Below are 26,429 nucleotides of genomic sequence, written 5' to 3' on the forward strand. Positions count from 1 at the left end.
TTGTGAGGTGTGCTATTTAGACCAACGCTCTAGGCTTTTTTCGTCGTTAGTATTAGCCTCTACCCAACGACTTTCTGAGCCTTCAGATTCTTTTTTCCAAAACGCTGCTCGGCTTTTCAAATAATCCATAATAAAGTCACACGCTTGAAAAGCTTCGGCACGATGAGAAGCACTGACACCAACAAATACAATTTGATCATCTACCGACAAAAAACCCACACGGTGCACAACGCAAACGTCCAATAAAGGCCACCTAGCATTAGCCTCATCAACGATGACTTGTAAGTTCCGCTCTGTCATTCCTGGATAATGCTCAAGCTCAAAGCTGCAGACCTCTTTGGGCAAATCTGAAAACTGGCGCACTAAGCCAACAAACATGGCAACGGCACCAGTCTGATTGGCTTTTAATAGGCTTTGATATAAAGCACCAACATTAAAGTCTTCTTCCTGTACGAGAATCATTTAACCCCCAGTGACAGGTGGAAAAAATGCCACCTCATTAACAGAATCTGGAACAATATCCGTATCTCTAGCAAATTCGAAATCAATAGAGGATTGAATGCCTTTTGCAAGCAACACTTGTCCTTTGTCTATTTCATTAGCCAATTGTTGTTTTAATTCACCAATACTTAAAGGTAATGTCAAATCCGCTATATATTCACTCTGGCCAATACTTTCTTTCAGAGATGCGAAAAATACCACTCTCACCTTAGGCATTTCCTTTACTCCAATCACCACTTTTACCACCTTTTTTTTCTAACAAAGATACATTCTGGATAACTATACCTTTATCAACTGCTTTGCACATGTCATATAGCGTCAATGCTGCGATACTAGCTCCCGTAAGCGCTTCCATCTCCACGCCCGTTTTACCAGATAATGAGCAGGTACATAACACTTCTAACTCACAATCACTGATAACATTAATATCAACAGTGACTTTCGTTAACATCAAAGGATGACACAATGGTATCAAGTCTGATGTCTTCTTTGCGGCTTGAATGCCTGCAATACGAGCAGTTGCCAATACATCGCCTTTTGGCAAACCACCTTCTATTACTTTCTTTAATGTCGTAGGTTGCATTAAAACAATTGCCTGAGCGCTTGCTGTGCGCTTAGTCACGTCTTTGTCTGAGACATCAACCATGTGTGCATGGCCTTGATGATCTAAGTGGGTAAGTTTATCGCTCATAAAAATCCTAAACAGTATACATGGATGAAAAATGTCGCCTATATTTTAAGAAAGCCAATAGAAATGCAAGCAAAGCCTTACTAGAGATAGCAGTACTATTGTTATAATGCAGGTCTCAGAAGGATCCCTAATCATCTCATTTTCAATTAGGAACAGCAGGAATGGCAGCAAAGTGTTTTCTCTTTTTTCTTTTCATAACTACACAACTGTGGGCAGAAAACACAATCATTTCCTATGAAAATGGGGCAAGAATCAACACCCCAATTCCAAGCTTCAGAGAAAAGCAGTCCATCTCAGCCGAAGAAGCACTGTCAACAGGTTTATTCCAGCAAAGTATTTACGAAGAGTCTCAAGGCTTCTCAGAAGATGCTTACTGGCACAAAATGACCTTTCCTAAACAGACATCATCTAATACAGAAAAAACGATATACCTTAGTTTAAATTACTATTTGATTGAACATCTAGATTTCTATTTATTCCATGGCAATCAACTAAAAACCCATTGGAAAAGAGGTGCGTTAGATAACTGGAAAAACAACACAAAACACTACGAAGGAATTTGGATCCCAATCTCATTATCCGATGAGCAGAATACAACACTATTGATACGCAAGCAGGGAAATAGCCCGTTATTAACACCTTTCATACTTTTTAATGATACAAGTGCTGAAAACAAAAAAGAGGAACAACTGATTTTTTGGACCTTTATTATCAGCAGCTTGTCCATTTTACTCGCCCATAACGTCTTTGTTTTTATCTTACTTAGACAACCCGGCTTCGTTTACTACCTAGCTCTCAATGTCGCTATTATTATTGCATTATCTGTTATTACAGGATTCAACCGCTGGATTTTTTCTCCAGATATTAGCCAATGGGTCATTAGAAACTTATTTACTATATTTGGCACTGGTGCTTGGATACTGTTTCGTTTCAGTCTGCATTTTTTAAAAGAAATTCAGATCCCCTCTCCTCAATCTTTCATTAGAAAATATGGTGATGTTTTCTTCATTGCCTTCTTACTTTTAACACAAGTATCCTCAGTTAAAACAAGCGCACTATTTTTTGCTTTGATTGAAGTATTAATGTTCCTGATCTGCACATATTGGGGAATCAAAGCCTACCGAAAAGGCTTTCTTGCGGTTCGCTTTTACTTATTTTCTTGGTTCGTTTTGATCATTGGCAGCATACTAAACACACTCATTTTCTGGAAAGTACTGCCGATCAACCTCTTTACAGAATCTATTTTTCCTGTTTCTAGCATTTTGCAACTACTTGGATTTTCTTTTGCGTTTGCGGATAAAGCCAAGCAATTCGAGCGTAGTAGAAAACTGCAGGCACTCACTGATCCATCAACCGAGCTCCCAAATCGAACCTATTATTATGATACGTTACCCACACTATTACCAAACATGGAACAAAACACACCGCAGTTAGCGCTTATCATGATAGACATAAGCAATTATCAAACCTTAAGCCAAGCCTTTGGCCCAGCAAAGGCTGACTCTGCGATCTGTGAAGCGATAAAAAACATACACAAACAAATATTAATGATGGAAGGCATTCTGACCTTCCCCTTACCTAACAAAAGCATTCAAAAACTCATTCGAATAACGGCAACCAATGTCGTCTTAATCAGTACAACTCCAGATCAAATCAAACAACAGATTTCAAAGATTCAGCAGATTCTTGATATCCCGACACTGGTCAACAAAATTCATTTCAGACACCAATATAAAATAGGTAGCGCACTTTACCCTTCACAAGGATCGGATCTAGACAAGCTTTATCAAAACGCACTCATTGCCAACAACTCGGTTACATATTCATCAGGCAGCTGGGCTGTCTTTACTGATAATTTAAAAAGTAACCATGCCCATCAATTGGGTTTAATAACCCAATTGACAGAGGATATTGAAAATGAAAAGCTCTATTTTCACATTCAACCTCAAGTTAATTTAGCAGATCGAAGTATTATCGGTGGTGAAATTCTTGTTCGTTGGCACAACGAGCACTTAGGACAAGTATCACCTGCAGAATTTATTCCATTAGCCGAACAAACAGGCCTTATTTATAAGCTCACCGATATGCTGCTTGAAAAAGTGTTTCAATGGGCTTTTGAACACCCAGCTGCATTGTCAACACAACGTCTATCAATCAATATATCTGCACTTGATTTGCTTCAAAAAGACTTTGCTATTCAAGTCATTGAAAAGCTTCAAAATCATCATTTATCAGCCTGTAAGTTCACTATAGAAATTACTGAGACCAGCATCTTCCAAAACAACGACATAGTACATAACAACGTAAGACAGCTACATCATGCAGGTTTTAAGCTTGCTATCGATGATTTTGGCGTAGGTTATAGCTCTATGCAAAATCTCGTTGCTTTAGAAACAGATGAATTAAAGATTGACCAATTCTTTGTAATGAACTTATTAAATGATCCCCAAAGCCAGACCTTATGCCGCAACATGATAGATCTCTGTAAGGCACTTAATATCGTTAGTGTTGCTGAAGGAATTGAATCCGAAGAAATCTTACAACTATTACTACAGTGGCAATGCCAAATTGGACAGGGTTATCACCTCTACCGACCTATGTCGCCGAGCGATTATCTCAAATTATTAGATTAAAAGTTCCGCCTTTGTCAGCGCCAACAAATCGTGCATAATGCTGTAAACATGAATGACATCAGAATCCACTCACCACAAAAACACGGTTAATAGCTAATATCGCATGAGCCTAATAGACGATTATCAACTGCTGGAGATCCCAACCACCGCCAGCGAGCAGGAAGCAAAAACCGCGTTTAGACGTTTGGCAAGGCGCTATCATCCTGATAAAAATCCCGATAAAGACACAACGGAGCTTTTTCAGCGCCTTCAGGCTGCTTACGAAAATGTTACCAACGCCATTCGCCTAGGTGCGCAAGTCAACGACTGGAAACCTTTTACCTTTACCAAAGAGAACACACAAAGCTCTGGCGCCAAAAACCGCTATACGAATTTTTCGACCGCCACAGACAAAGAACAAGAAGCCTTTGTCAAAGAGCGACAACGTGCTTATGAAGAAATGAAGCGCAACAACGCTCACCATGAAAAAACGCGCAATGACGCTATCAAAGCTGCACGCAATACCCTAAATGAAAAACGCGTTAAAGCCCTCTACGAAGAAGCCTTCAAGGCATCCAAAAACTTTACTTCACACGGCTACAGTTATACAGACAACCAAAGCGGCGAAAAGCCAGACATACCGCCTTATCAATCCTTTGTGGACGATGAAGAGGAATACACACAATCTACACAGTCGTTCTATAACGAACCAGTTAGCCATCCGATTAGATTAGACGCAGCAAAGGCCGCCTTTCGCGCTGCTACTTATATAGCCTGCTTTGCTGCAGGAATTTATAGCACACTGTATTGGCAATCATCCAAGCAGGAAGCAGCCTCCGATCAAAAAGTAGCCACCTACATTAGTGGTTTGTACCCACAATTTCGTGTTGGAATAAGTTACACCTTAGCCGATACCACACTTTATGCAGAGCCAGATGTATCCAGCGCCATTTTGCAAACCATCCCGATTCAATCAGACCTGCAAAGCATTAAATCACAAGGTAATTGGCTAACTGTACGATACGACGGGATGAATGGATGGGTTCAAGCAAAAAACATCGGTTTTGGTAGTGTGCGGCATGCGCTTCAGACAGGCTGTTATGGCCAGCCCGGTGCTGCACCTCAGCATGGCCAGTTGATTGGTGCGGCTGACGGAAGTAGTCGTTTGCGTATTTTGAATCAATTGCCTGAGCATAGCATGCTCACGTTCGAATCCTATGACGGACAAGCGCCCTTTTCCATCTACTTGTATGGAAAACAAGCATACGCAGCCAATTACATACCCAGAGGCAACTACCGGTTGGTGTTAGAGACAGGTTCCCTGTATCATCACGCCTGTAACCAATTCCTCTTTAATGACACAACCAAAGTCATCTTAGACAATGTCGATTTTGCCAGCACCGAGCAATCACTCACGCTGAAGCCATAATCACCCTAACTGACAAACAACCCTGAGTACTTCAAGACCCATGCTAAGTAACATCCGAATCGTACTAATCAACACTTTTCATCCTGGAAACGTCGGCGCCATTGCCAGAGCTATGAAGAATATGGGACTAACCAACCTTTATTTAGTTGACCCAAATGACTACCCATCAGAAGAAGCCACCAGCCGCGCTGCCGGTGCTGTTGATCTGCTTGAAAATGCCACCATCGTTTCTACATTAGAAGAAGCCATCGCAGACTGTAGTCTTGTCATTGGCACAAGCGCTCGTCATCGCACTTTTCAGCTTCCTATTATGAATGCTCGTGAATGCGCCGAAAGCGTAATACCAGAAGCCGTTGATCATAATGTTGCTATTGTTTTTGGCCGTGAGACCACAGGTTTATTAAACGATGAAATTGCTCAATGTCATCGCCAAGTTTATATCGACGCCAATGATGAATATCCGGTATTAAATATTTCACAAGCGGTACAAATTGTCGCTTATGAAATCTGGATGGCAAATCAAAACAAAGAAAACTACAAAAAAGAAACGCCAGAATATCCACATAAAAAAGACATGGATCTTTTCTACGAACATTTAGAAGAAACACTTTATGGTATCAACTTCATCATCCGTAGCCATCCAGGCAAGGTTCTAGATAAGTTGCATCGCTTTTTTAATCGCTCTCGTCCAGAGAAACAAGAATTAGGAATTTTACGCGGAGTGTTGGCTGCGGTTCAACGCGAAGCTGGACTGACGGAAGCAAACAACCATCCAGAGAAAAAAACTAAAGACGCCATGAAAAAGGCAGCTAAAAAAGAGTAAGTAAGCTCTTTCTTCTTGATTTCCAAAACAAAAATGCAGCCAACTGGCTGCATTTTTTGATGCTCTGATTACTTACAATTTGAATTTTTGCACTTGCTCACGCAAGGATTCAGCCAATTTTTTCAAATTATGGGCTTGCTCAAGACCATGATCCATTTCCTCTTGCAGCTCAGAAGAAACATCACGTATGGCTTGAGTATTTCGAGCAATCTCAGCCGTCACACTGGTTTGCTCTTCTGCCGCGGTGGCGATTTGTGCTGTCATATTATCAATCATATCAATCGCACTAGCGATTTCAGCAAAACTATTACCAGACTTCTCCGTATCATTCACACTAGTACTTGCCAATGTGTGACACAGATCCATTACTTTCACCGCTTTAGAAGTGGTTGATTGAAGCATGCTTATCATAGAAGAGATCTCTTCAGTAGAAGAGTGTGTTCGTTGAGATAATACGCGCACCTCATCCGCTACAACGGCAAAACCACGACCTTGTTCGCCCGCTCGTGCCGCTTCAATCGCCGCATTTAACGCCAGCAAGTTCGTTTGTTCAGCAATCCCACTAATAGTTGAAACGATAGAATTGATTTTATCGCCTTGCTCACTCAATTCGGCAATAACTTGGCTAGCAAGAGAGACCTCTTGTGCAAGCTGATTAATAGAAGTCAAACTGGTATTGGCTAGATTCTGCCCAGTACCACTTATAGCAACAGTATCATTTGCACGCTGTGCAGTCTGTTCTGCATTGCCCGCAATCTCTTGCGTTGCTGTGGTAATCTCTTCTACAGCAGCAGCCACAGAAACTATTTCATTCTGCTGAATATTAATACGTCTTGTACTTTGCTCAACAGAAGCAGCACTGGCTTTGGACTGATCAGAAAGCACATTACTTAAACCATCAATGCTCTTAATGATGTCACGTAATTTGAACACGAAGTTATTGAAGTTCTGCGCGAGTTTACCAACCTCATCAGTACTTTTCGTTTCAATTTTAACTGTTAAATCGCCATGCCCCTGCGCAATATCTTCCAAAGCATTAGAGACCAAAACGAGATCAGCCAATAGAAAGCGAATGAGTAGACTCAAAACAATAATCGATAAAACGATTAACACAAGTGCAATAGTAACTTGATAGGTAATAAGGTTAGATATCGGTGCCATCAATACTTTTTTATTACCCAATGAAACCAAAGACCAGTTAGTTCCCTTAATTCTTACCGAAGACATCATATATTCAGTGTTATTCACTGACACATCAACGATATCTTGCGAGGTTATATTTTTATTAATGGTTTCTTGTGTAATATTAGAATCTAAACTAGATAAAAGCTTACTGTTATAGCTTTCATCTGGATAAGAAATAAACTCACCGGAATCAGATATAACGAAAGCATAACCTTGGCCTGGTATTTTTAGACTGGCAACAACATCATTCACACCAGAAAGTGAAACATTTCCAGAAACCACTCCTTTCATTTTTCCATCTACGATTACTTGATCTGATAGTGAGAAAATGAGTGATTTAGAGGTCGATCCCATAAAGGGTTCAGAAATACTTGCACCACCTTGTCTTTCTGAAGCTTGATACCAGTCTCGCGTTCTAGGGTCATAACCATCTTTTGTATTCTTGCCATTTGTACGATATGCGTCACCATTATCAACACCATACAAAACACTAATCAAATCTCCTGCAGTCTGAGCCTGATTAAGTGCCTGAATAATATAATCATCATTGCTTGAGTGTGCCTCTACTGCTTCTTTTAATGAAGCAACAACACGTTGTTTGCTGGCTAGCCAAGCACTCACCCTACTTGCTCCACTCTCACCATAACTGCTCATCGTATTTCTAAGATCACTCAGAACCTGTTTCTGCATTGAGACTGTTGATATAACCGAAATAATACAAGCAGCGAGTATTAATATTGAGCAGCTTGCTAATATAAGCTTGCGATGTAATGACATTTTAACCTCTTATAAATCCATAGTTTTTTATTACTGCAATATCCATAGCATCTGCTTAATTTCCATTTATTTTTTCATTTGCATAGAAATTCTTAAAAACGATTAGTATGTAAAACACAGTGATTACAAATATTCTTTGAAAAAGCCACGTCAGCTTAGCCTTCCATCCTATATTTCTTACGAAACAAGCATAAAAAAACGCAGTCTTTGACTGCGTTTTCAATTATGACACCAAGTATTAAATAATGCTTATTTATCAGCACGACCTGCAAACTTTCTTTCTTCTACGTTGACCTTGATACGGTCACCTGTAGAAATATGCTCAGGAACTTGAATCACAGCACCTGTCGACAATTTTGCCGGTTTGTTACGAGATGTCGCAGAAGCCCCTTTGATTGAAGGATCTGTTTCGATAACTTCTAGCTCAACGTTAGTTGGCAGCTCGATAACAACAGGCACTTCGTTAACCAAAACGACCTGAATTCCCACTGTCTCTTCGTTAACAAAAAGAATCTCTTCTTCAATAGCGCTCTTGTTTAAACTGTAAGGTGTATAGTCTTCGTTATCCATAAAAACAAATTCATCACCATCAGAATAAGAAAACATCACTTGACGACGAACAAGATCGGCAAGATCGATCATATCGGAATCTTTGAACGTTTCATCCAATTTGCGGCCAGTTACCACGTCGTACATACGCATACGATAAAGACTACCGCCTGCGCGACCCTGTGGTACAGAGCGCTCAATGTCTTTTACTATGTACGTTTTATTGTCATAGCTGATAGCAATATTCTTTTTGATTTCACTTGCCTTAGGCATTTTTCTTCGTCCTAAAATTACGTTTTATAAAAATAAATATGGGGATTAAATTCATTGCAATTTCGAATGCCAGATCCTAATCCAGTTTGCCCAAGTTCGCTAGACACTAAATCAAGATTTACCTTACAATTAACGGAAAGTGGCTACAAATAGAAGTATTAACGGCTAAAAGCTAATACTGATTGTATTTTTTCGCATTACCTTTCACTTTTTCGACAGGATAACGCTCGGCATTTTTAGCGATTTTTTGTTGTGCTGCGCTTAACAGATCAACGTTCAGTTTATCGGCCAGACGAACAGTAAAAAGCAACACATCCGCTAGCTCATCTTTCACCGCCGACATCTGCTTACTATCCAACTGATAAGATTGCTCTTCTGTTAGCCAACGAAAGCAGTCCAATAATTCAGCCGTCTCGCCCGCCAACGCCATCGATAAGTTTTTAGGAGAGTGGAATTGCTCCCATTCTCTCTCCTGTGCAAATTGGCGCATGGCGAGTTTTAATAACTCTAAGGAGTCGTTATTTGTAGCAGACATAAATCAATCATTTGCCTTCATGTGAGCACTCATAATCACTTGATGAATTGGGTACAAGACATCAGCACCCAGAATTTTCGCCCGCTCTGGAGACCAGCCAACAACATCATCTGGCAAATTATCATTATCTTTAAACGGCATTTCTAGGGTAAAGGACAAACACTTATACGTTTCTCCTACCCATTTAGTTGCCACAGTTAAGTTCGCTTCACCAAACTGTGATGGTGTATAGCCAATCTCGGTCTGAAAATCTGGGCTGACCGCCGTAAAGACATCTTTAAACAGAGTCTCCATGGCTTCCATACGTGCATCAAAGGACGGTACACCTTGACAACCATCCACAAAGTTAACTGGCAAAGCTTCGTCACCATGAATGTCCAAGAATAAATCAACGCCAGTTTCAGCCATTTTCTTTTGTACGGCCAACACTTCTGGACTGAATTCTGCCGTTGGGTTCTTCCATTCACGGTTCAGGTTTACACCTTTTGAATTCACACGCAAATTACCATGCACAGCACCGTCTGGATTCATGTTTGGTACAACATAAAAACGACATTGCTTTAAAAGTGAGCGCGCAATCGGGTGAGACTCATCAAACAAACGCTCAAGCAAACCTTCAACAAACCATTCCGCCATGGTTTCACCTGGATGCTGACGAGCAATAATCCAAATGTTTTTTGCTAACCCTTGGGTTTTACTGATTTCCAGCAAGGTAATATCACGACCTTCGGCGGTTTCGCCCAAATGATCAGTAATACAATCTTCATTGCTGGCAGCCCAAGCAATCATATCCAAATGACGTTCGTAGCTGTAAGGCGCAAAGTAAGCGTAATACACACTGTCTTGTTCTGGCTGATGAGTAATCACCAATTTACCGTCTACATATTCGGTTGGCACGCGGAACCAATACTCTCGATCATAAGACGCTACTGCCTGATAATCCACCCAGCCATCTGGGTAAGCGGCATCGCTGGCGTTTTCAAATTGGATGACGCATTGCTCTCCCATTCCACCTTGTAAACGAAAATAAAACCACTGCAAAAATTTAGAGTTTGTATCATTAGGGATCTTTACTCTAATATTGTCCGGCTCCGAAGCGTCAATAACGGAGATGTTACCGCCATCAAACGCACTACTGATCTTGATTCGGCTGGTCATTTACTCTTCCTTAACAATCAAACATTGGTTCTAAATTATGGCAAGTTTACCTATATTCATGACGGCTGTCGCCAACTCTTCAGACGAGCCAGCTTTCCCATTACTTTTCACTTGGTCGACTCACGAAGCACAAGTCAAAGAAGTGCTAGTGATACCTGACGACGAATGGCTAGAAAATCATCGTATCGAGCCTAACGCACACGACCTTGATGAACAACAACTCTACGAATTTGGCTTTGAAGCCAGCGATATCTTAGCGGAATGGATCAATGAATTTGATACTGACGTGATTTACGCTCTTGAGCCAGAGTCACTTAGTCTTTTAGTCGAAGCTACATACGACATAAAAGGCTTAGAGCCGAGTTTCGAAGTACAAAGCATTCACTCTTGGTTTCAAGAACGTGACGTTGACCTAGACGACGCCGTAGCAGAACAAGGCCAAACAACGCCTTTACACCTACTGCCGCCAGATGAACTTGTCATTCAACTGCTACAAATCGCAGTAGAGCACGGCCTAATCGACCCTAACGACATCCCGACAATAGAAGACTAATCACATCACTGAATATTGAATATCCATCAGAACCACTGGCTATTTAACATCCACCTACTTAGAGTCAAGGACATACTCTTTGACTCTAAGTAGGTGCCCATATGAAAGACCTCCTCCCAGATCTATGCGACTTATACCCAGAAAAGCTACAAATCGCTGAACCTATTTTTACCTCTTATGGAAAACGCAGTCATTTTTATGGCGAAGTCGTGACCGTATCCTGTTTTGAAGACAATAGTCGAGTAAGAGAATTAGTCGCTGAAAATGGCAAAGGAAAAGTCATGGTCATTGATGGCGGTGGCAGTAAACGACGCGCCTTGCTTGGCGATATGTTAGCTGAAAAAGCGGTCGATAATGGCTGGGAAGGATTTGTTATAAATGGAGCAATTCGTGACATAGCAGCTCAATCACAACTAAACATTGGCATCCACGCTTTATGCGCGCACCCAATGCCAACGGAAAAGCGCGGCTTGGGCGATCTAGGAAAAACACTTCGCTTTGCGGGCATGACGATCGCCCAAGGGGATTACATTTATTGCGACCTAAATGGTATCGTCGTATCCAAACAACCATTAGCCCTTCCATAGAGGGCTAATGGTTCACAACTACAATGACGCTAGCGTGTGTGTGAACAAACTACGTACGCCGTTAACGAGCATCTGCACCGACATCATCAGCAGCAACATACCCATCAAACGTTCTAACGCTGCCAAGCCTTTCTCTCTCAATATTCGGTTCAACAAAGGTGCCATTGCTAGAATAGCAACGGAAATAGCCCACGCCGCGCCGACTGAAATCAATAAGTTTTGCTGATCGTTTGGATAGCTCTTAACCATCACCAGCAAGGTCGCCAAAGTGGAAGGTCCTGCCAACATAGGAATAGAAATCGGTACTATGAATGGTTCCATGACCGGACCTGCGTCTTTAGTATAAGGCGAAGGAAAAATCATCTTCAACGCAATAACGAATAATACAACACCACCGGCAATCGAAATGGATTCTGTTTCCAAATGCAATAACGCTAAAAACTCCGCACCGAAAAACAAGAAACACACCAGAATAACCAAACCAATCAAACCATCGCGTACCACAATTTGATATTGACGCTTCTGTGGAACACCCTTCATTACAGACAACAAAATAGGTATATTACCGAACGGATCGATAACAAACAAAAACAACAGGGTGGCAGATAAAATAGAAAACTCAGCGCTCATTAGATACTCTGGCTAGTATTACGGGAAATTATGGGCGCATAGTTTAACGCATTACAACTCGTGGTGATAGCTGATGTTATTTGGCTTTTCGCTCTCCCCTCCCTTCATTCGTTCACCAGCAAAAAAATCAATATTCTCAAAGAAAGCTCTTGTGCTAGCGAATTAATCAACTCGTTTATGTCGCATTGATATCTGCACTGCAATCTTCAGAGCTTCATAATTCAAATTAATTGATAATTGTCAGTGATCAGTGTAATTCTAATCATTCAATTTGACATCCTTTAGTGTGCTAAGTAGTTTTATCTAGTCATTTTTTTAATCAAACACAAGGAAAGCCAAATGAAAGCTGCTCGTTTTTATGATAGAGGTGATATCCGTATTGAGGATATTCCAGAACCTAGTGTTGAACCTGGCACGGTAGGCATTGATGTTGCTTGGTGTGGTATCTGCGGTACTGATCTACATGAGTTTATGGAAGGACCAATTTTTATTCCGCCTTGTGGCCATCCACACCCTATTTCAGGAGAGTCTGCACCAGTGACCATGGGGCATGAGTTTTCAGGTGTGGTTTACGCTGTTGGTGAAGGCGTAGAAGATATTGAAGTCGGCCAACATGTTGTCGTAGAACCTTATATCATTGCCGATGATGTACCTACTGGACCAGGTGAAAACTATCATCTTTCAAAAAACATGAACTTTATTGGTCTTGGCGGTTGTGGTGGTGGATTATCCGAAAAAATCGCCGTGAAACGCCGTTGGGTTCATCCTATTGCTAATTCAATTCCATTGGATCAAGCTGCTTTAATTGAACCGTTGGCTGTTGGCTACCATGCGTTTGTTCGCAGCGGAGCAAAAGCTGGTGATGTTGCCTTAGTTGGCGGCGGTGGTCCTATCGGTTTGTTGTTATCAGCGGTTTTAAAAGCCAAAGGCATCACTGTCATCATGACAGAGCTGAGTGCAAAGCGTAAAGAAAAAGCCCTTGATACAGGCGTAGCGGATTACATTTTAGATCCAACTGAAGTAAACGTTACAGACGAAGTAATGAAAATTACGGAAAATCGTGGAGTGGATGTTGCCTTCGAATGCACCAGTAACAACAAGGTTTTGGACACTTTAGTGGAAAGCACCAGATCCACAGGGACAATTGTGATTGTCTCCATTTGGAGCCATCCAGCCACAGTAAATGTTCATAGCGTCGTAATGAAAGAATTAGACATTCGCGGTACGATTGCTTATGTAAACAACCATGCAGAAACCATTAAACTGGTTGAAGAAGGCAAAGTAAACTTAGAGCCTTTTATTACTCAGCGAATAGAATTAGATGACCTTATTTCTCAAGGGTTCGATACGTTAATTCATAATAATGAATCCGCTGTGAAAATTATTGTTCGTCCTTAATGCCACCGAATGGTATCGGCTTGTACCTGGTACCATTCTCTTTTTCTTCAATAACAAGACAGCAAATAACGCTCTAAGCGTTTATTCAAACCTTCTTTCCATTACAAAATTAGTCAGCTCTTGCCCACGTACAGATATTCTCTGCTCATTCATAACCAAAAAACCAAAGTGTTCAAAGAAAGGTCTAGCGGTAATACTCACATGAGAATAAAGACGAGAAACGCCTCGTTCATCTGCTAAGGCTAAAATATGGTTCATCAACGCTTTTCCAATGCCTTGACCTTGATATTCATGATGACAAAAGAAATGATCAATCAAACCATCTGGCTGTAAGTCGCAATAACCAACTATCGCACCATTCAATTCTGAGACAAAAGGTTGAAGATCGTTCATCTTGTTTTGCCAAACAGATATATCAAAAGACTCTGGTGCCCAAGCTTCGACCTGATCCTGAGAGTAATTCCGAGCATTAACAACGCGAACCGTATTGAAAAATAAATGCCAAAGAGTGTCAGCATCGTCAGATTGATATGGGCGAATTTTGATCATGATATCTCCGTATAAAATTCATATGAATTAATAACAGCGTTAATACTATTGCAAAAATGACCATCAAAATATTAATGTCACAATAGCTCTGTAGAATGACCGTTCGAATTGAGCCCTAAGGAACTATTTAATGAAATTTAAAGCTCTGTTATCACTGCTTTCCGCTGTATTAATTATTGTTTCTACGTTTGCCAATGCCGAGACGTTATACGCCGGTAAAGTAACTCAAGTAACGCTTCGCGATTTGATCCCTACTCAACCATCGATTGGATATGATCAGGTGTATTACAAATTGGGACGCTATAAGCTGGATAGTAAGAAAAAATTTGATGAAATCTGTGAGGCAAATGGCCAAAAGGGCTTGGCGCATTTCGATACAAACTCAACATCAAACGATGCCACAAGTTATCAATGCGATGAACCAGTAGGTTCACGCCTTAAAGACATGAAAACCATTGTGATTGCCCCTAACGGCCATTACTACTTAACAGATGGACACCATACTTTTAATGCATTTTGGCATATGCAAGGTGGTGGAGAGCAATTTAAAATTAACGTTGTTGTCGCCAAAGATTATCGTAATCTAACCAATATGAGTCAATTCTGGAGCGCGATGGTAGCTGATGGCAATACTTGGCTACAAAACAGCAAAGGCAATACCATTTCTTATAAAGCTTTACCAACATCACTTGGAATGGAACATTTCGAAAACGATAAATACCGCTCACTTATGTACTTTTCACGGGATATTGCTTGGGATAAACCAGCGGCGCCAGTGCCCTTTCTAGAGTTTTACTGGTCACGAGAATTACGTAAAGACATTGATCTCGATAAGTACGACCTAACCACGAAAGAAGGCTATCGCCAAGCAGTCTCTGACGTTAGCCATTACTTAGTAGCCATGAAAAGCGACAATGTGGGTGGTTCTGGAAAATCGACAAAAGAGATGGGACAGTTCGATAGCTTCGATGAAAAGAACCTAAATAAATTGTTCGATGCCAAAAAAGGTAAAGCGACGTTTATGCTGCAATATAAGAACAATCTATAAGCTGAAATCTTGCTCTTTGCACCACTTTGCGCTTCTTCTAAAGTTTTTTGACAGAAGCGCCATAACAATGTTTGATGCGTTTCAACATATATATCCAATTAGTCAGAACATTAAACCTTCAACATCCTCAAATGCACCACAGTCCATTAATTTCATGAATTAAATATGCAAAAAATTCTCTATTTTCCGGTTATGTAGACCAATTTAAACGCTTTATAACAGTGTCAGGATCAGTGAATTTATTTCACTATTCCAGTGAAAATACGTCGTTTGTTGAGCGGGATCAGTGGCCCTATTATCAGCGCACAAACCAAGCCGAAGGGGAAAACACCATGAAAAAAATTGCGACAAAAGACATTCTACAAAAAGTCAAAAATGCACTGACTCGCGCTTATGCAGTATATATGATGAAAGGTAACTTCTACACACTATCAACCTTCAATATTAACCGAGTTAGACGTATTAATTGGAGTGGTTGCGACTTATAGTTTTTTATAATTTTGTGCTATCACCTCTTCTTCGATACTTTGGTAAGTCATGTTCCAACTTGCCAAAGCTATCAGCCCAAGACAAACCTCTGTTAGTAAAAGCTATTTTTTAGTACTCTGCGTTTCCTATTTACTATATAGTTTTTATTTTCTCATGCTTAAAAACACCTTCATTTTACTGTCTCTTCTGATTGTTATGCCTTTCCAATTGGCGTTTGCAGCCCCCGACTTCGCCATTATTAAAGCTCAAGCCAAATTATCAGACGATACTTATCTAGAAGCCAATACGCTGGAACAACGCCTTCAAGAACAAGGTCAAACATTAGTACATCAGTCTTTAATTCCCTTATCCCAAGTGAGTTATTTTTTAAGCCGTGCTAATGGTGTTCAAACCATTGCCATTCGAGGCACTGCTAATTTAGAAAATGCCATGTTGGATTTAGATCTTGAGTTAAAGCCAGACGCTATTCTTGATATAAAACTGCATCAAGGTTTTGGCTCTGGTGCAAAAGCCGTTTACGAGGACATCAAACCTTTTCTCGCTAAAAATCAGCCAATCCACCTAACGGGACACAGTTTGGGTGGCGCTATTGCTGTCATATTGGCTATGTATTTACAAAAAGATGGCCTCCCTGTGGAACAAGTAATTACCTTTGGCCAACCAAAAGTCACCAATGTCACAGGTGCAAATAAATTCGATGACTTACCTTTAGTCAGAGTGGTAACGCTTAACGATATCGTTCCTTTGGTTCCACCTATTAGCCCGATGCAAATTAGAGATTTGGATATTTTTTGGCATATGGGCGAAGAAGTAATTTTATTAGGCAATAAAGAATTCACCCAAACTAATGGCGTAAAAAGTATGCTAAGAGCCACAAAATTCACCACGTCGATTCCAAGCGATAAGAATCTATTGGCACATCAAATGGCGACGTATCTGAGCTTAATAGAGCAACTACAAGCCTCACCGAAAAAAATTCCTTATAAAACTGATATTAGTCTATTCGGTTTTTCATTCGACTAGCCTTTTCTATATCGGCCTATTTAGCTAACAAGCAAGCAACACCAATCAACTTTCCAATGTTAAAAACGCAACGCGATTTATAAAACGTCACGTTGCGCATTTCGTCACATCTAATTGAATATAAACAGTTAAAAAGAATAATAAGAAGCGTTATCATTATTATAGTTTATTGGCCTACCAAGCGTTTCAAGTATTCTTGGTTACTTGTTTTTCAACAATTCCCCATTAAAACTGCTGTAGATATTCAAATCAAAGGAATCCGTTATGTTGCTTAATCGCCTCTTTTTAAAAAACATCTTGCTCTATGCCTGCATCACAACATCGTTCAGTGCTTTTTCCGAAGAACATAGTGTCACTACCAAATATGGCGAAGTGAAAGTTAACGACGATGTAAAACGCATAGTGACATTATCCGAAGATGCTCTAGACAGCGCAATTGCTCTGGGTGTGAAACCTCTAGGAGCTATTGCGACTCGTGGTGGAGATTCTGTAGCTGAATATATTCAAAAACGCGCGAGTGGCGTTAATATAGTAGGCACTTCTCGTCAAAATAATCTTGAAGCTATTGCTGCACAACGTCCAGATTTGATCCTAGCATCTACGAACTTACCTCAAGATCAATACAACATTCTGTCTAAAATTGCACCAACCATCGTCCCACTTTCCCCTGGAATGGTATCCGATAGCTGGATAACCATTGCTAAAGTGTATGCCCAAGCACTAAATAAAAGCGAGCAGATGGATGACATTCTAAATAATATAAAAGACCGTGAAAACGCTCTGAAAGATGTCATTACCGCCAAGCTACCAAAAAACGAACGCTCTGCAACATTAGCGCGCTGGATGCCTCAAGGCCCTATCGTTATGTCATCACAGATTTTCTCTACTGATGTTCTCGCAGCAACTGGGTTTATCATCAACGATGCAGGCGTGATAAAAGAAGGCCGTCCACATAGCAGTCCTCTTAGCTTAGAAAACTTATCTAAAGTCGATAGTGACTGGTTGTTCTTGGCAACACTCAACACTGAAGGTAAAGATGCACTTGAAGCTGCCAAAACATCGCCCTCTTTCTTTCGCCTTAAAGTGGTAAAAAAAGACAAAGTTATTACGGTAAATGGTCAACTATGGACAAGTGCCGCTGGCCCACTTGCCGCACATGCCATTCTTGATGACATCAAAACTATGATTGATCACAACATCAAATAACAAGATAAATACCCTAGATGATTAGTTGGTTTTATATAGCTCCTGCACAACGACCATTGTTTAGTGTTTTTGTGTCAGCACTTTTTGTGCTGGCACTTTGCTGTTTTTGCAGTTTATTGTTTGGAGCTGGCGGCTTAAGCCTTCAAGCTTCCTTTCAAACACTATTAGGTAATGGTTCTGCAGACGCTCAATTCACTGTATTTCATTTACGCGCCAACAGAACACTGGTTGGTTTATTTGTCGGTTTAACTCTGGGTATTGCTGGTGCTCTCATGCAAGCCGTTGCTCGTAATCCATTGGCAGAGCCAGGCTTGCTCGGCGTCAGTGCAGGAAGCTCTTTTGCAGTTGCCATTACCTTGGTGCTCGGTGCAAGTACGGCCACATTAACCGTGGGTGTAGCTCAGTTTGGTGCTTTGTTAGGCTGTTTGTGTGTACTTAGCGTCGCTCGCATGCAAGGGCAACAAAACGACCCCATTCGGTTAGTACTGGCTGGCGCAGCGCTTTCCAGTCTGTTGCTTGCTGTGACTTCTCTATTGTTACTATTTGACCAAAGAGCCGCCGATGAAATTCGCTTTTGGATAACAGGCAGCGTCGCTGGTCGGGACACTAATACCCTATTCTCAGTTTTGCCTTCGATGCTGATTGCGATAATTTGCATTTTATATACAGCGAAGCCATTAGCTTCCCTAGCACTTGGGGAACGCGTTGCTATTGGACTTGGCCATAAACCTCAACGAGTTCGCGCTGTAGTTATCGTCGCAGTTGCTTTGTTAGTAGGTGGTGCAACCGCAATTGCTGGACCGGTCGCCTTTATTGGCCTCGTTGTACCTTTCGCAGCACGCGCCTTAGTGGGGCCTGATATTCGCCGCACTCTATGGCTATGCTTACCTCTAGGGCCAATTATTGTAATTTCTGCAGATGTTGTATCACGCCTTGTTGCTCAACCAGCAGAAATGCCATTAGGAGTGCTAACCGCGATTATTGGGGCCCCGGTACTACTGTTGATTGTGCGATCTAGAAGAATGCCTACCTTATGATAAATCAAAGTCTCTCACTTCCTAATAACGAAGAAATTACTACAGCACCAAATGGTCATCGCTTATTGTCTCTAGGTCGTCATATGACGTTATTGATTGAGAAACAGGCGATTATTCGTAATGTTTGGTTATTAATTCTGTTGGCGATAGCTTGTGTAGCAACACTTGGTATGGGCAGCATGCCAATATCGCCAAAAGAAGTCATTGCCGTGTTGTTTGGCCACGGCAATGTCATGAGTCAGTTCATCGTGCACGATTTACGCTTACCACGTTTATTAGCCGCTATATTTACTGGTGCCGCTTTTAGTTTAGCAGGATGTCTAATGCAAACTATGGCGAGAAACCGCTTAGCGACACCAGGCATAATTGGCATAGATAACGCTGCGATGGCATTCGCTGTGTCGTCAGTGGTTGGTATGGGGGTTTCACTCGCGCCTTCAGCTATGGCATTGGCTGGTGCAGCAACTGCAACCGCTTTGGCTTTTGGCCTCGCTGGTGGCAGTGGAACACGAGGCTATCGTTTCATTGTCGCCGGCATTGGTATTGGCGCCATTGCTGGTGCGGTAACGCAATTACTATTAAGCCAAGTCAGTATCGATGTGGCAAACAGCGCCTATCCTTGGACGGTTGGTAGCTTGAGTGCTCGCGACCCTATGATGGTCAAAGTGTTAGGCATTGGGCTTGGCACCTGTTTAGTAGCTTGCTTATTTTTGGCCTCTCAGTTTGCTTTGATGCCCTTTTCCGACCAAGTCATTACAGGTCTTGGCGCAAACATCAAACACATTCGAATCATTGCTTTAGTTTTGTGTATTACACTAACCGGCCTTGCCGTTGCGGTAGCTGGCCCTGTGGGCTTAGTTGCCTTGGTTGGTCCTGAGATCGCTAGAGTTCTGGCACGTTATCGTGGTATTCCCTTGATAAGCTCTGCGCTCACAGGCGCCCTGGTGATGATTCTCGCCGATCTATTTGGTCGAACGGTATTGTCACCAATAGAATTACCCGTTGGTATTGTCACTGCCGTTATAGGCGGTCCTTACTTAATTTGGATACTTGTACGACGCACTTCAAGGACTTCGTTATGACGGCCACGTCTCTACAATTTAAACAGACATCTGAAATAAACAACCTAGCTCGTCTCGGGGCTGAAAGGCTCACCTTAAAACATGGCAAAGCCAGCATTATTGAAAATCTAGATGTTTCTCTTCCAGAAGGGAAAGTAACAGCCATCGTTGGGCCAAATGGCTGTGGCAAATCCACCGTGTTAAATGGCTTATCTCGTGTTCATTCACCCAGTTCTGGTGTTGTACTGCTCGATGGAAAAGACATTCATTCTCTTCCTTCCAAAGAAGTCGCTAGAAGACTCGCACTATTACCACAAGACACTTTAGCGCCAGATGGCATTACCATTGAAGAATTGATTCGCTTTGGCCGTCACCCCCACCAAAGTCTACTAAAACAATGGGCTATGGATGACCAACAAGCCATCAACTACGCTTTAAACGCTGCCGATTTAGAAGGGCTTAAAGATCGATTACTAGACACGCTCTCTGGCGGACAACGCCAACGTGCTTGGATCGCCATGTCGATTGCCCAAGAAACGCCTTTGCTCTTATTGGATGAGCCTACGTCTGCGCTGGATTTAGGGCATCAGATTGAAGTCTTCGAGCTCATACGTAATTTATCAAGACAAGGCAAAACTCTCGCCATGGTAGTCCATGACTTACCAAGCGCTTGCCGATATTCTGATCATATTATTGCTATGAAAAAAGGCGAGATCATCACCCAAGGCAGCCCCAAAGAGGTGATGACAAAAGAGCTGGTACGTGAATTATATGGTGTTGAATGCGACCTAATTCCAGATCCGATGACTGGCAGCCCTATTCTTATTAATATGAAGCGAGTTAGAAGCTAGTTTTTTATTTTCTTGAAGTAAAACGGACTTAAAACGCCCTTTAGCTATCTCTTTACTAAAGGGCGTTTAATCTAAATAAACACCTCTAATTATAGAATTTTTCTTGATCAATTCGCCCCGCTTTCATAGTAACAGCATGATCACACATATAATCCACCACATCTGGATCATGACTGACCATTACCATAGTTAAATCTCGCTTGGCTTTTAAATCATTTAATAGATTTAGAATTTCCGCCTGCACAGACATATCCAAGGCTGACGTAGGTTCATCCAATAACAAAAGCTTTGGTTCCAGCAACAAGGCACGAATAATCGCCACTCGCTGACGCTGGCCGCCAGACAATTGATGGGGATATCGATCAATCATGTTTTCAGCCAAACCAACTTGCTTAAAACCTTCACTCAAACGATCATCAATATCTTGATAACCCAGCAATTTCAACGGTTCTGACAAAGCACGACGCAGACGATGCTTAGGGTGCAAAGAAGCATAAGGATCTTGAAATACCATTTGCACACGGCGACGCAAGTCACCAGTGAACACCTTGCCAGCAGTCAAGGGCTTATCCAACATGTTTATACTTCCGCTCCAATGCGGATTTAACCCAGCCAACACCCAAAGCAAAGTCGACTTACCACATCCAGAAGGGCCAACCAAACCAAAGCACTCGCCAGCTTTAACAGTCAAATTTACATCATGGACAACAGTATTACGCTCCGAGCCTTGAACATGACTGATACTGACGTCATTTAATTCGATCAAGTTCATCGAGCGGCCCCTTCGGTTAAACTGGCTATCTGTTTCCGATTCAAGATAGGCAATGATTTACCTCGTTTATCAATATTCGGACGACATGACCATAAGGTTTTCGTATACGGATGTGACGCGTTGGATAATTCAGATGCCGCCAACTGGTCAATCAACTGACCTTGATACATAACCAATACCCGCTCGCAATAATCTGCCACTTGCTGCAAATCATGACTAATCAATAACAAGCCCATATTGCGCTCTTCAACCAAGGAAGAAATTAACTCTAAGACCTGATCTCTCACCGCATGATCTAGTGCCGACGTCGGTTCATCAGCAATCAAAAACTGCGGATCATTTATCAAAGCTATTGCTAACATCACTCGCTGCCCCATTCCGCCTGACAACTGATGAGGATACATCTTGCGTAGTTGGGCTGGATTCGATAATCCAACGGCATCCAGCATATGTTCGACTTTTTCGATTCGCACATTTTTCGATAAAGACTGATGTAGCACCAAAGGCTCAGCCACTTGTCGGCCAATATTTTGTGTCGGATTCAACGCGTATTTAGGATCTTGCAGCACCATAGCAACTTGCTTACCACGCAATTGATTCCATTGTCTTTGATTATAAGGCAAGACGGCTTCGCCAAGCAGTTCAAAGCGATCCGCCTGAACGTGTAAAGAATCTGGTAGCAATCCCATTAACGAACGTGCGGTAAGTGATTTTCCTGAGCCAGATTCTCCAACAAGCGCAACCCGTTCACGCCCCATCGAAAAATCAATGCCTTTAACCAATTCTGTGCCGCCTTCCAAACCAATTTTCAGGTTCTCGATGCGAATCAAACTTGAATTATTTGTCATGACGAGGATCCATTTTATCTCTAAGTCCATCACCCAGCAGGTTAAAAGCAAGGCTAGCGAACAAAATAGCAAAACCGGGCACCGCAGCAACCCACCATTGATCAAATATCACACGACTACCACTGGATACCATAGACCCCCACTCTGCCGTCGGCGGCTGAATGCCCATACCTAAAAAGCCAAGGCCAGCTGCAGCAAGAATAATCCCCCCTAAATTCAGCGCAGCTCGAACAATCGCACTCGGCAAAACCAAAGGTAAGATATGGCCCACAATCAAACGCAAACCTGTTACACCTTGCATTCTAGCCGCTGACAAATAATCACTGCGGCGAATAGACAAGGTTTCTGTTCTCGCTTGTCGCGCAAATGAAGGCCAACTAGTAAACGCCAAAGCTAATGCGCCATTCATTAAGCCTGGCCCTAAAATAGAAACCAAAGCCAATGCAATAACCAAACTAGGTAAAGACATAACAATGTCAGTAATACGCATCAAGATACGCTCGACCCAACCGCCAAAATAGCCTGCAAAAATGCCCACAGCCAAGCCAATAGGAACCGTCAGAATGACTACCAGACTTACTAAAATAAGTGTTGGGCGAGCACCGAATAAGACGCGGGAGAATAAATCACGGCCAAAACGGTCAGTACCAAACCAATGCACAGCATCGGGGGCCAATAATCTGTCTTGGATATTTTGAACATTAGGATCAAAGGGTGATAGAAGCGGCGCGAGCAAAGCCAAGCCTAATAGCATCATCACCATGATTAAGCCGATATTAAAAGTATTCAACCAGCGAGGTAGCCGAAAGCGACGCTTCTTCTGTATTGTATGAGAGTTAAGGTTATTTGTTGAATCCATCATCTTGTTCTTGGGTCCACCCATTTAGTGAGTGCGTCGGCAAATGTATTTAGCAAAATAAAACAGGTACCAATTAATAACGTTGAACCTAATATCGCAGAAATATCCGAAGCAAATAATGCACTGGTTAAGTAACGACCAAGCCCAGGCCAAGCAAATACCGTTTCTGTTAATACGGCACCTTCTAACAAGCTTGCATAAGACAAAGCCAGAATTGTGATTAAAGTGCCCAATACGTTAGGAAAGACGTGCACCACTAGAATTCGAAGACGACTTGCGCCCTTAGCTTGCGCCAAAATCACATATTCCTTATTGGTCTCTTCTAGCATGACAGCACGCAACAATCGCGTAATCGACGCCATAGAAAGTAGCGCCAGTACAGCCACAGGTAACCATAAATGCGCAATCGCATTTTTAATTATTTCCACATCCCCACTACGAATGGCATCAACTAAAATAAAACCGCTGTTTTGCGTCATCGTATAGGTATAAATATCGTCTAATCGGCCAGGCCCTGCTGACCAATGTAAAGTGGCATAAAACAATAACAGCCCCAATAAACCAAGCCAAAACACGGGTACAGAATAACCCAGCAAGGACACAAATCGCGCCAAATGATCCATCCAACTACCTGGCTTATACACAGCCATTCCAGCAAGCAAAATACCAAAGAAAGCACCGAAAAACATGGCACAGGTTGCCAGCTCAATCGTCGCTGGAAAAGTCCGCATCAAATCGTTAACGACTGGTTGCTGAGTTAGCTGAGAAACACCCAAATCGCCCTGAGATAATCGCCCCAAGTAATGAAGAAATTGCATTGGTAAAGGCTGATCTAAACCTAATTCATGACGAGCCTGTTGGTACGTCGCCTCACTGGCATGATCTCCTACCAGCTGCAAAACAGGATCAACAGGTGCAGCACGAGACAATATAAAGGTAAAAACCAGCAAGCCGAATAAGGTCAGCGCCAATGAAACAAGGCCGCTCGCCAGAGTCTTGACGCGGCCTATCCAAAGTCGGCGCGTTTTCGCGCCGAGTGACAGTGTTGAAACGCTCATTATTTAGAGGTGCCCATTATTTAGAAACGTTCTTGTAATAAACCATATCTGGCATTATGCCCTGTACGTAGCCTTGCAAGTCTTCTCGAATAGCAACTAGCTTTTTGTTTTGCAAGCCAACAACAATAGGTGAGCTTTCACGAACTTTTTTCTGCAAGGCTTGGTACATTTCAGTACGTTTTGCTTCATCTGTTTCAGCTCGAGCCGCAATGGTCATCTTGCTTAACTCTGGAATCTGCCAGTTAGCACGCCACGCGAGAGTTTTTGAACCATTTTCAGGGTTATACGCAAACGCTGACGCATTGGTGTTTGGATCAAAATAGTCTGGGCCCCAAGCAGTCACTGTGGCTTCAAAATTATGACTATTCACTTCACTAGAAACCTGACTGCTAATGCCCGGAATCAATTCCACTTTAATGCCTGCACGCTCAAAACTCGCTTGCAAAGCTTGCGCAACATCCAAATACGGCGGCTGATTGCTGACAATTAACTTGAAGTGAGGATTTTTAATGCCCGCTTCTTTCAGGATGGCTTTCGCTTTTTCTGGATCATAGCGGTATGGCTGATCAGTCAACGCACCATTGAAACCAACTGGTAAAAACGATTGCTGAACTTGAAACTGACCGCGCATCAAATCAACGCCAATACCTTTGTAGTCAAACGCCCAATGTGCGGCTTCCCAGAATTTCGGATTGCCCAAATCTGGGTTATTTTCCACCTTGGTATTAAACAAAATGTAGTACAAAGAAGCATAAGGTAAAGCCAAAGTTTTCACGCCTTTTTTACCTTGCAATGATTGAAACTGATCCGAACCTAAATTACGGGCAATGTCCGCATCACCTTGCTCAATCAGTAACTGACGAGTTGCCGCATCAGGCACATTCTTCATCAAAATCAAATCTAGCTTAGGTGCGCCACCTGGCGAAGTTTTATTCGCAGACAACACCAAGGCTTCATGGGGAATGTATTGTTTAATCTGAAAAGGGCCACTACCCGCTGAATGATTATTCAACCAAGCATGACCAAGATCGCCGTTCTCAGCATTCGCCATTGCGGTCTTTTCATCAACAATAGAAGACGCAGGTGCAGACAATAGGCTCAATACAAATGAAGGTCCGACACTCACATCCCAAGTGATTTTCACTTTATCATCGGCAATTTTCTGAATGTGACTATCAACATTGTCTTTATTCCAACCCAATTGAGTCAAAATAAACGACGGCGCTAGATTCAGCTTAACCACGCGCCCCAAAGAAAAGACAACATCTTCTGGACGAACTGGATTACCACTAGCGAACTCCGCACCTTTGCGCAGAGTTAACGTTAAACTGTTGGATGTTGATTCCCAACTAGACGCCAAAGTAGGCTCCAGACTGGTTGGATTTTGTGGGTCAGATTGAACCAAACGTTGATAAACATTGGTAAAGGTTTGTACAGAGGTTAATTCAAAACCTTGTGCTGGATCTAAGCTGGTAACATCGTCTAATGATTGTGCCACAACTAAGGCATTTGGTGGCGTTGCTGCAAAAGCAGAAAAGCTACTGGCGCAAACCAGCAAACTTGTTGCTAATAGTTTTTTCATAAATATAGCATCCTGATAATCGGTTCATTGTATGTAAAATAATGAATGTCAAAGAATAAGCTAAAACAATAGCCATGTTATCTATATAAAAAATATAGATCTCTTTAGTAATTAAAATAAGTGGATTTTTTTAGAGTTATTGTTTGATGTTCTTGTTTTAGAGTGATCAGACCGCTTTATCTAACAAAATTAAGCAGTAGAGCACACAAAAGTTATGCTCTGACTGACATGATAACAATCTAAACATAAAACAGATAATCAGCATTACTGATAAGCTTATTACCTGATAACCAACATCAAACTGCATAAGCAAAAAACGCCCAATGCAATACATCGAGCGTTTTT

At 41.9% G+C, this 26,429-nt stretch carries 27 protein-coding genes; 13 read left to right on the forward strand and 14 right to left on the reverse strand.

Annotated features, from left to right (window positions below; all coding sequences use genetic code 11):
* Window positions 1–12: 12 nt before the first annotated feature.
* Genes B6N13_RS15275 through moaC form a run of 3 tightly spaced genes read right to left on the reverse strand, consistent with a single transcriptional unit; the run spans window position 13 to window position 1,192 of the window.
* Window positions 13–462, reverse strand: coding sequence for a molybdenum cofactor biosynthesis protein MoaE (locus tag B6N13_RS15275; protein ID WP_012069782.1), 450 nt, complete (start codon window positions 460–462; stop codon window positions 13–15).
* Window positions 463–717: a MoaD/ThiS family protein gene (locus B6N13_RS15280; RefSeq protein WP_169459861.1), complete on the reverse strand. Its 255-nt coding sequence runs from the start codon at window positions 715–717 to the stop codon at window positions 463–465.
* Complete coding sequence (gene moaC / locus B6N13_RS15285) at window positions 710–1,192, reverse strand: cyclic pyranopterin monophosphate synthase MoaC (protein WP_169459862.1); 483 nt, start codon at window positions 1,190–1,192, stop codon at window positions 710–712. Before moaC ends, B6N13_RS15280 begins: the two co-directional genes overlap by 8 nt.
* A gap of 161 nt (window positions 1,193–1,353) precedes the next feature.
* On the opposite strand from moaC, the gene B6N13_RS15290 reads away from it, so the two are divergent.
* The 3 genes from B6N13_RS15290 to trmJ all read left to right on the forward strand — a co-directional run bounded on the left by B6N13_RS15290 (window position 1,354) and on the right by trmJ (window position 6,056).
* Window positions 1,354–3,825: an EAL domain-containing protein gene (locus B6N13_RS15290; RefSeq protein ID WP_169459863.1), complete on the forward strand. Its 2,472-nt coding sequence runs from the start codon at window positions 1,354–1,356 to the stop codon at window positions 3,823–3,825.
* A gap of 103 nt (window positions 3,826–3,928) precedes the next feature.
* Window positions 3,929–5,233, forward strand: a complete 1,305-nt coding sequence (locus B6N13_RS15295; protein WP_169459864.1) for a J domain-containing protein — start codon at window positions 3,929–3,931, stop codon at window positions 5,231–5,233.
* Between the two features lie 40 nt (window positions 5,234–5,273).
* Entirely contained in the window at window positions 5,274–6,056 is a 783-nt protein-coding gene (gene trmJ / locus B6N13_RS15300) for a tRNA (cytosine(32)/uridine(32)-2'-O)-methyltransferase TrmJ (RefSeq protein ID WP_169459865.1), read from the forward strand.
* Between the two features lie 72 nt (window positions 6,057–6,128).
* Here trmJ and B6N13_RS15305 read toward each other — a convergent pair whose 3' ends face one another.
* The 4 genes from B6N13_RS15305 to B6N13_RS15320 form a co-directional block, all read right to left on the reverse strand.
* Window positions 6,129–8,018, reverse strand: a complete 1,890-nt coding sequence (locus B6N13_RS15305) for a methyl-accepting chemotaxis protein (protein WP_169459866.1) — start codon at window positions 8,016–8,018, stop codon at window positions 6,129–6,131.
* Window positions 8,019–8,267: 249 nt separating this feature from the next.
* A complete protein-coding gene (yeiP, locus tag B6N13_RS15310; protein WP_169459867.1) occupies window positions 8,268–8,840 on the reverse strand; it encodes an elongation factor P-like protein YeiP in 573 nt (190 codons plus the stop codon).
* Between the two features lie 172 nt (window positions 8,841–9,012).
* Window positions 9,013–9,375 (reverse strand): nucleotide pyrophosphohydrolase, encoded by a 363-nt coding sequence (locus tag B6N13_RS15315; protein ID WP_169459868.1) that lies wholly within the window; start codon window positions 9,373–9,375, stop codon window positions 9,013–9,015.
* 3 nt (window positions 9,376–9,378) lie between these two features.
* Window positions 9,379–10,533, reverse strand: coding sequence for a M14-type cytosolic carboxypeptidase (locus tag B6N13_RS15320; RefSeq protein ID WP_012069774.1), 1,155 nt, complete (start codon window positions 10,531–10,533; stop codon window positions 9,379–9,381).
* 37 nt (window positions 10,534–10,570) lie between these two features.
* On the opposite strand from B6N13_RS15320, the gene B6N13_RS15325 reads away from it, so the two are divergent.
* Both B6N13_RS15325 and B6N13_RS15330 read left to right on the forward strand, forming a co-directional pair.
* Window positions 10,571–11,086 carry a hypothetical protein gene (locus tag B6N13_RS15325; protein ID WP_012069773.1) on the forward strand — a complete coding sequence of 172 codons (516 nt, stop codon included), beginning with the start codon at window positions 10,571–10,573 and terminating at the stop codon, window positions 11,084–11,086.
* A 101-nt stretch (window positions 11,087–11,187) separates the two neighbouring features.
* Window positions 11,188–11,673: a putative 4-hydroxy-4-methyl-2-oxoglutarate aldolase gene (locus tag B6N13_RS15330; RefSeq protein WP_012069772.1), complete on the forward strand. Its 486-nt coding sequence runs from the start codon at window positions 11,188–11,190 to the stop codon at window positions 11,671–11,673.
* Between the two features lie 18 nt (window positions 11,674–11,691).
* Here the strand turns inward: B6N13_RS15330 and B6N13_RS15335 are convergent, their stop codons facing one another.
* Complete coding sequence (locus B6N13_RS15335) at window positions 11,692–12,303, reverse strand: MarC family protein (protein WP_012069771.1); 612 nt, start codon at window positions 12,301–12,303, stop codon at window positions 11,692–11,694.
* A gap of 339 nt (window positions 12,304–12,642) precedes the next feature.
* Between B6N13_RS15335 and B6N13_RS15340 the strand changes: the two genes are divergently transcribed.
* A complete protein-coding gene (locus tag B6N13_RS15340) occupies window positions 12,643–13,701 on the forward strand; it encodes a 2,3-butanediol dehydrogenase (protein ID WP_169459869.1) in 1,059 nt (352 codons plus the stop codon).
* Window positions 13,702–13,782: 81 nt separating this feature from the next.
* Here the strand turns inward: B6N13_RS15340 and B6N13_RS15345 are convergent, their stop codons facing one another.
* Window positions 13,783–14,250: a GNAT family N-acetyltransferase gene (locus tag B6N13_RS15345; protein WP_169459870.1), complete on the reverse strand. Its 468-nt coding sequence runs from the start codon at window positions 14,248–14,250 to the stop codon at window positions 13,783–13,785.
* A gap of 130 nt (window positions 14,251–14,380) precedes the next feature.
* On the opposite strand from B6N13_RS15345, the gene B6N13_RS15350 reads away from it, so the two are divergent.
* The 7 genes from B6N13_RS15350 (at window position 14,381) to B6N13_RS15380 (ending at window position 20,965) form a co-directional block, all read left to right on the forward strand.
* Window positions 14,381–15,298: a ParB/Srx family N-terminal domain-containing protein gene (locus B6N13_RS15350; protein WP_169459871.1), complete on the forward strand. Its 918-nt coding sequence runs from the start codon at window positions 14,381–14,383 to the stop codon at window positions 15,296–15,298.
* Window positions 15,299–15,531: 233 nt separating this feature from the next.
* Window positions 15,532–15,786: a hypothetical protein gene (locus tag B6N13_RS15355; protein ID WP_169459872.1), complete on the forward strand. Its 255-nt coding sequence runs from the start codon at window positions 15,532–15,534 to the stop codon at window positions 15,784–15,786.
* Between the two features lie 49 nt (window positions 15,787–15,835).
* Window positions 15,836–16,810 (forward strand): lipase family protein, encoded by a 975-nt coding sequence (locus B6N13_RS15360; protein ID WP_169459873.1) that lies wholly within the window; start codon window positions 15,836–15,838, stop codon window positions 16,808–16,810.
* 264 nt (window positions 16,811–17,074) lie between these two features.
* On the forward strand, window positions 17,075–18,016 hold the full coding sequence (locus B6N13_RS15365) for an iron-siderophore ABC transporter substrate-binding protein (protein WP_169459874.1): 942 nt from the start codon (window positions 17,075–17,077) through the stop codon (window positions 18,014–18,016).
* Between the two features lie 17 nt (window positions 18,017–18,033).
* On the forward strand, window positions 18,034–19,053 hold the full coding sequence (locus tag B6N13_RS15370; RefSeq protein WP_169459875.1) for an iron ABC transporter permease: 1,020 nt from the start codon (window positions 18,034–18,036) through the stop codon (window positions 19,051–19,053).
* Window positions 19,050–20,135: an iron ABC transporter permease gene (locus tag B6N13_RS15375; protein ID WP_169459876.1), complete on the forward strand. Its 1,086-nt coding sequence runs from the start codon at window positions 19,050–19,052 to the stop codon at window positions 20,133–20,135. The genes B6N13_RS15370 and B6N13_RS15375 overlap by 4 nt, the downstream gene beginning before the upstream one ends.
* Window positions 20,132–20,965 carry an ABC transporter ATP-binding protein gene (locus B6N13_RS15380; RefSeq protein WP_169459877.1) on the forward strand — a complete coding sequence of 278 codons (834 nt, stop codon included), beginning with the start codon at window positions 20,132–20,134 and terminating at the stop codon, window positions 20,963–20,965. The genes B6N13_RS15375 and B6N13_RS15380 overlap by 4 nt, the downstream gene beginning before the upstream one ends.
* Before the next feature lie 85 nt (window positions 20,966–21,050).
* On the opposite strand, the gene B6N13_RS15385 is transcribed toward B6N13_RS15380, so the two are convergent.
* The 5 genes from B6N13_RS15385 to B6N13_RS15405 are packed head-to-tail and all read right to left on the reverse strand — an operon-like array spanning window position 21,051 to window position 26,084.
* Window positions 21,051–21,737, reverse strand: coding sequence for an ABC transporter ATP-binding protein (locus tag B6N13_RS15385; RefSeq protein ID WP_012069761.1), 687 nt, complete (start codon window positions 21,735–21,737; stop codon window positions 21,051–21,053).
* Window positions 21,734–22,585, reverse strand: coding sequence for an ABC transporter ATP-binding protein (locus tag B6N13_RS15390; protein ID WP_169459878.1), 852 nt, complete (start codon window positions 22,583–22,585; stop codon window positions 21,734–21,736). The genes B6N13_RS15385 and B6N13_RS15390 overlap by 4 nt, the downstream gene beginning before the upstream one ends.
* Window positions 22,575–23,447, reverse strand: coding sequence for an ABC transporter permease (locus B6N13_RS15395; protein ID WP_169459879.1), 873 nt, complete (start codon window positions 23,445–23,447; stop codon window positions 22,575–22,577). Before B6N13_RS15395 ends, B6N13_RS15390 begins: the two co-directional genes overlap by 11 nt.
* Window positions 23,444–24,502: an ABC transporter permease gene (locus tag B6N13_RS15400; protein WP_211172883.1), complete on the reverse strand. Its 1,059-nt coding sequence runs from the start codon at window positions 24,500–24,502 to the stop codon at window positions 23,444–23,446. The genes B6N13_RS15395 and B6N13_RS15400 overlap by 4 nt, the downstream gene beginning before the upstream one ends.
* Before the next feature lie 16 nt (window positions 24,503–24,518).
* Window positions 24,519–26,084: an ABC transporter substrate-binding protein gene (locus B6N13_RS15405; RefSeq protein ID WP_169459880.1), complete on the reverse strand. Its 1,566-nt coding sequence runs from the start codon at window positions 26,082–26,084 to the stop codon at window positions 24,519–24,521.
* Between the last annotated feature and the right edge of the window lie 345 nt (window positions 26,085–26,429).

This window comes from Marinomonas sp. UCMA 3892, assembly GCF_012726345.1.
GTDB lineage: Bacteria > Pseudomonadota > Gammaproteobacteria > Pseudomonadales > Marinomonadaceae > Marinomonas.

Coding starts and splice junctions, on each gene's coding strand:
- B6N13_RS15325 (WP_012069773.1), top strand. CDS start 10,571: ATGGCAAGTTTACCTATATTCATGACGGCTGTCGCCAACTCTTCAGAC.
- B6N13_RS15315 (WP_169459868.1), bottom strand. CDS start 9,375: ATGTCTGCTACAAATAACGACTCCTTAGAGTTATTAAAACTCGCCATG.
- B6N13_RS15385 (WP_012069761.1), bottom strand. CDS start 21,737: ATGAACTTGATCGAATTAAATGACGTCAGTATCAGTCATGTTCAAGGC.
- B6N13_RS15400 (WP_211172883.1), bottom strand. CDS start 24,502: ATGAGCGTTTCAACACTGTCACTCGGCGCGAAAACGCGCCGACTTTGG.
- B6N13_RS15335 (WP_012069771.1), bottom strand. CDS start 12,303: ATGAGCGCTGAGTTTTCTATTTTATCTGCCACCCTGTTGTTTTTGTTT.
- B6N13_RS15395 (WP_169459879.1), bottom strand. CDS start 23,447: ATGATGGATTCAACAAATAACCTTAACTCTCATACAATACAGAAGAAG.
- B6N13_RS15280 (WP_169459861.1), bottom strand. CDS start 717: ATGCCTAAGGTGAGAGTGGTATTTTTCGCATCTCTGAAAGAAAGTATT.
- B6N13_RS15365 (WP_169459874.1), top strand. CDS start 17,075: ATGTTGCTTAATCGCCTCTTTTTAAAAAACATCTTGCTCTATGCCTGC.
- B6N13_RS15320 (WP_012069774.1), bottom strand. CDS start 10,533: ATGACCAGCCGAATCAAGATCAGTAGTGCGTTTGATGGCGGTAACATC.
- B6N13_RS15345 (WP_169459870.1), bottom strand. CDS start 14,250: ATGATCAAAATTCGCCCATATCAATCTGACGATGCTGACACTCTTTGG.
- B6N13_RS15370 (WP_169459875.1), top strand. CDS start 18,034: ATGATTAGTTGGTTTTATATAGCTCCTGCACAACGACCATTGTTTAGT.
- B6N13_RS15390 (WP_169459878.1), bottom strand. CDS start 22,585: ATGACAAATAATTCAAGTTTGATTCGCATCGAGAACCTGAAAATTGGT.
- B6N13_RS15290 (WP_169459863.1), top strand. CDS start 1,354: ATGGCAGCAAAGTGTTTTCTCTTTTTTCTTTTCATAACTACACAACTG.
- trmJ (WP_169459865.1), top strand. CDS start 5,274: ATGCTAAGTAACATCCGAATCGTACTAATCAACACTTTTCATCCTGGA.
- yeiP (WP_169459867.1), bottom strand. CDS start 8,840: ATGCCTAAGGCAAGTGAAATCAAAAAGAATATTGCTATCAGCTATGAC.
- B6N13_RS15375 (WP_169459876.1), top strand. CDS start 19,050: ATGATAAATCAAAGTCTCTCACTTCCTAATAACGAAGAAATTACTACA.
- B6N13_RS15330 (WP_012069772.1), top strand. CDS start 11,188: ATGAAAGACCTCCTCCCAGATCTATGCGACTTATACCCAGAAAAGCTA.
- B6N13_RS15380 (WP_169459877.1), top strand. CDS start 20,132: ATGACGGCCACGTCTCTACAATTTAAACAGACATCTGAAATAAACAAC.
- B6N13_RS15295 (WP_169459864.1), top strand. CDS start 3,929: ATGAGCCTAATAGACGATTATCAACTGCTGGAGATCCCAACCACCGCC.
- B6N13_RS15405 (WP_169459880.1), bottom strand. CDS start 26,084: ATGAAAAAACTATTAGCAACAAGTTTGCTGGTTTGCGCCAGTAGCTTT.
- B6N13_RS15350 (WP_169459871.1), top strand. CDS start 14,381: ATGAAATTTAAAGCTCTGTTATCACTGCTTTCCGCTGTATTAATTATT.
- B6N13_RS15305 (WP_169459866.1), bottom strand. CDS start 8,018: ATGTCATTACATCGCAAGCTTATATTAGCAAGCTGCTCAATATTAATA.
- moaC (WP_169459862.1), bottom strand. CDS start 1,192: ATGAGCGATAAACTTACCCACTTAGATCATCAAGGCCATGCACACATG.
- B6N13_RS15360 (WP_169459873.1), top strand. CDS start 15,836: ATGTTCCAACTTGCCAAAGCTATCAGCCCAAGACAAACCTCTGTTAGT.
- B6N13_RS15275 (WP_012069782.1), bottom strand. CDS start 462: ATGATTCTCGTACAGGAAGAAGACTTTAATGTTGGTGCTTTATATCAA.
- B6N13_RS15340 (WP_169459869.1), top strand. CDS start 12,643: ATGAAAGCTGCTCGTTTTTATGATAGAGGTGATATCCGTATTGAGGAT.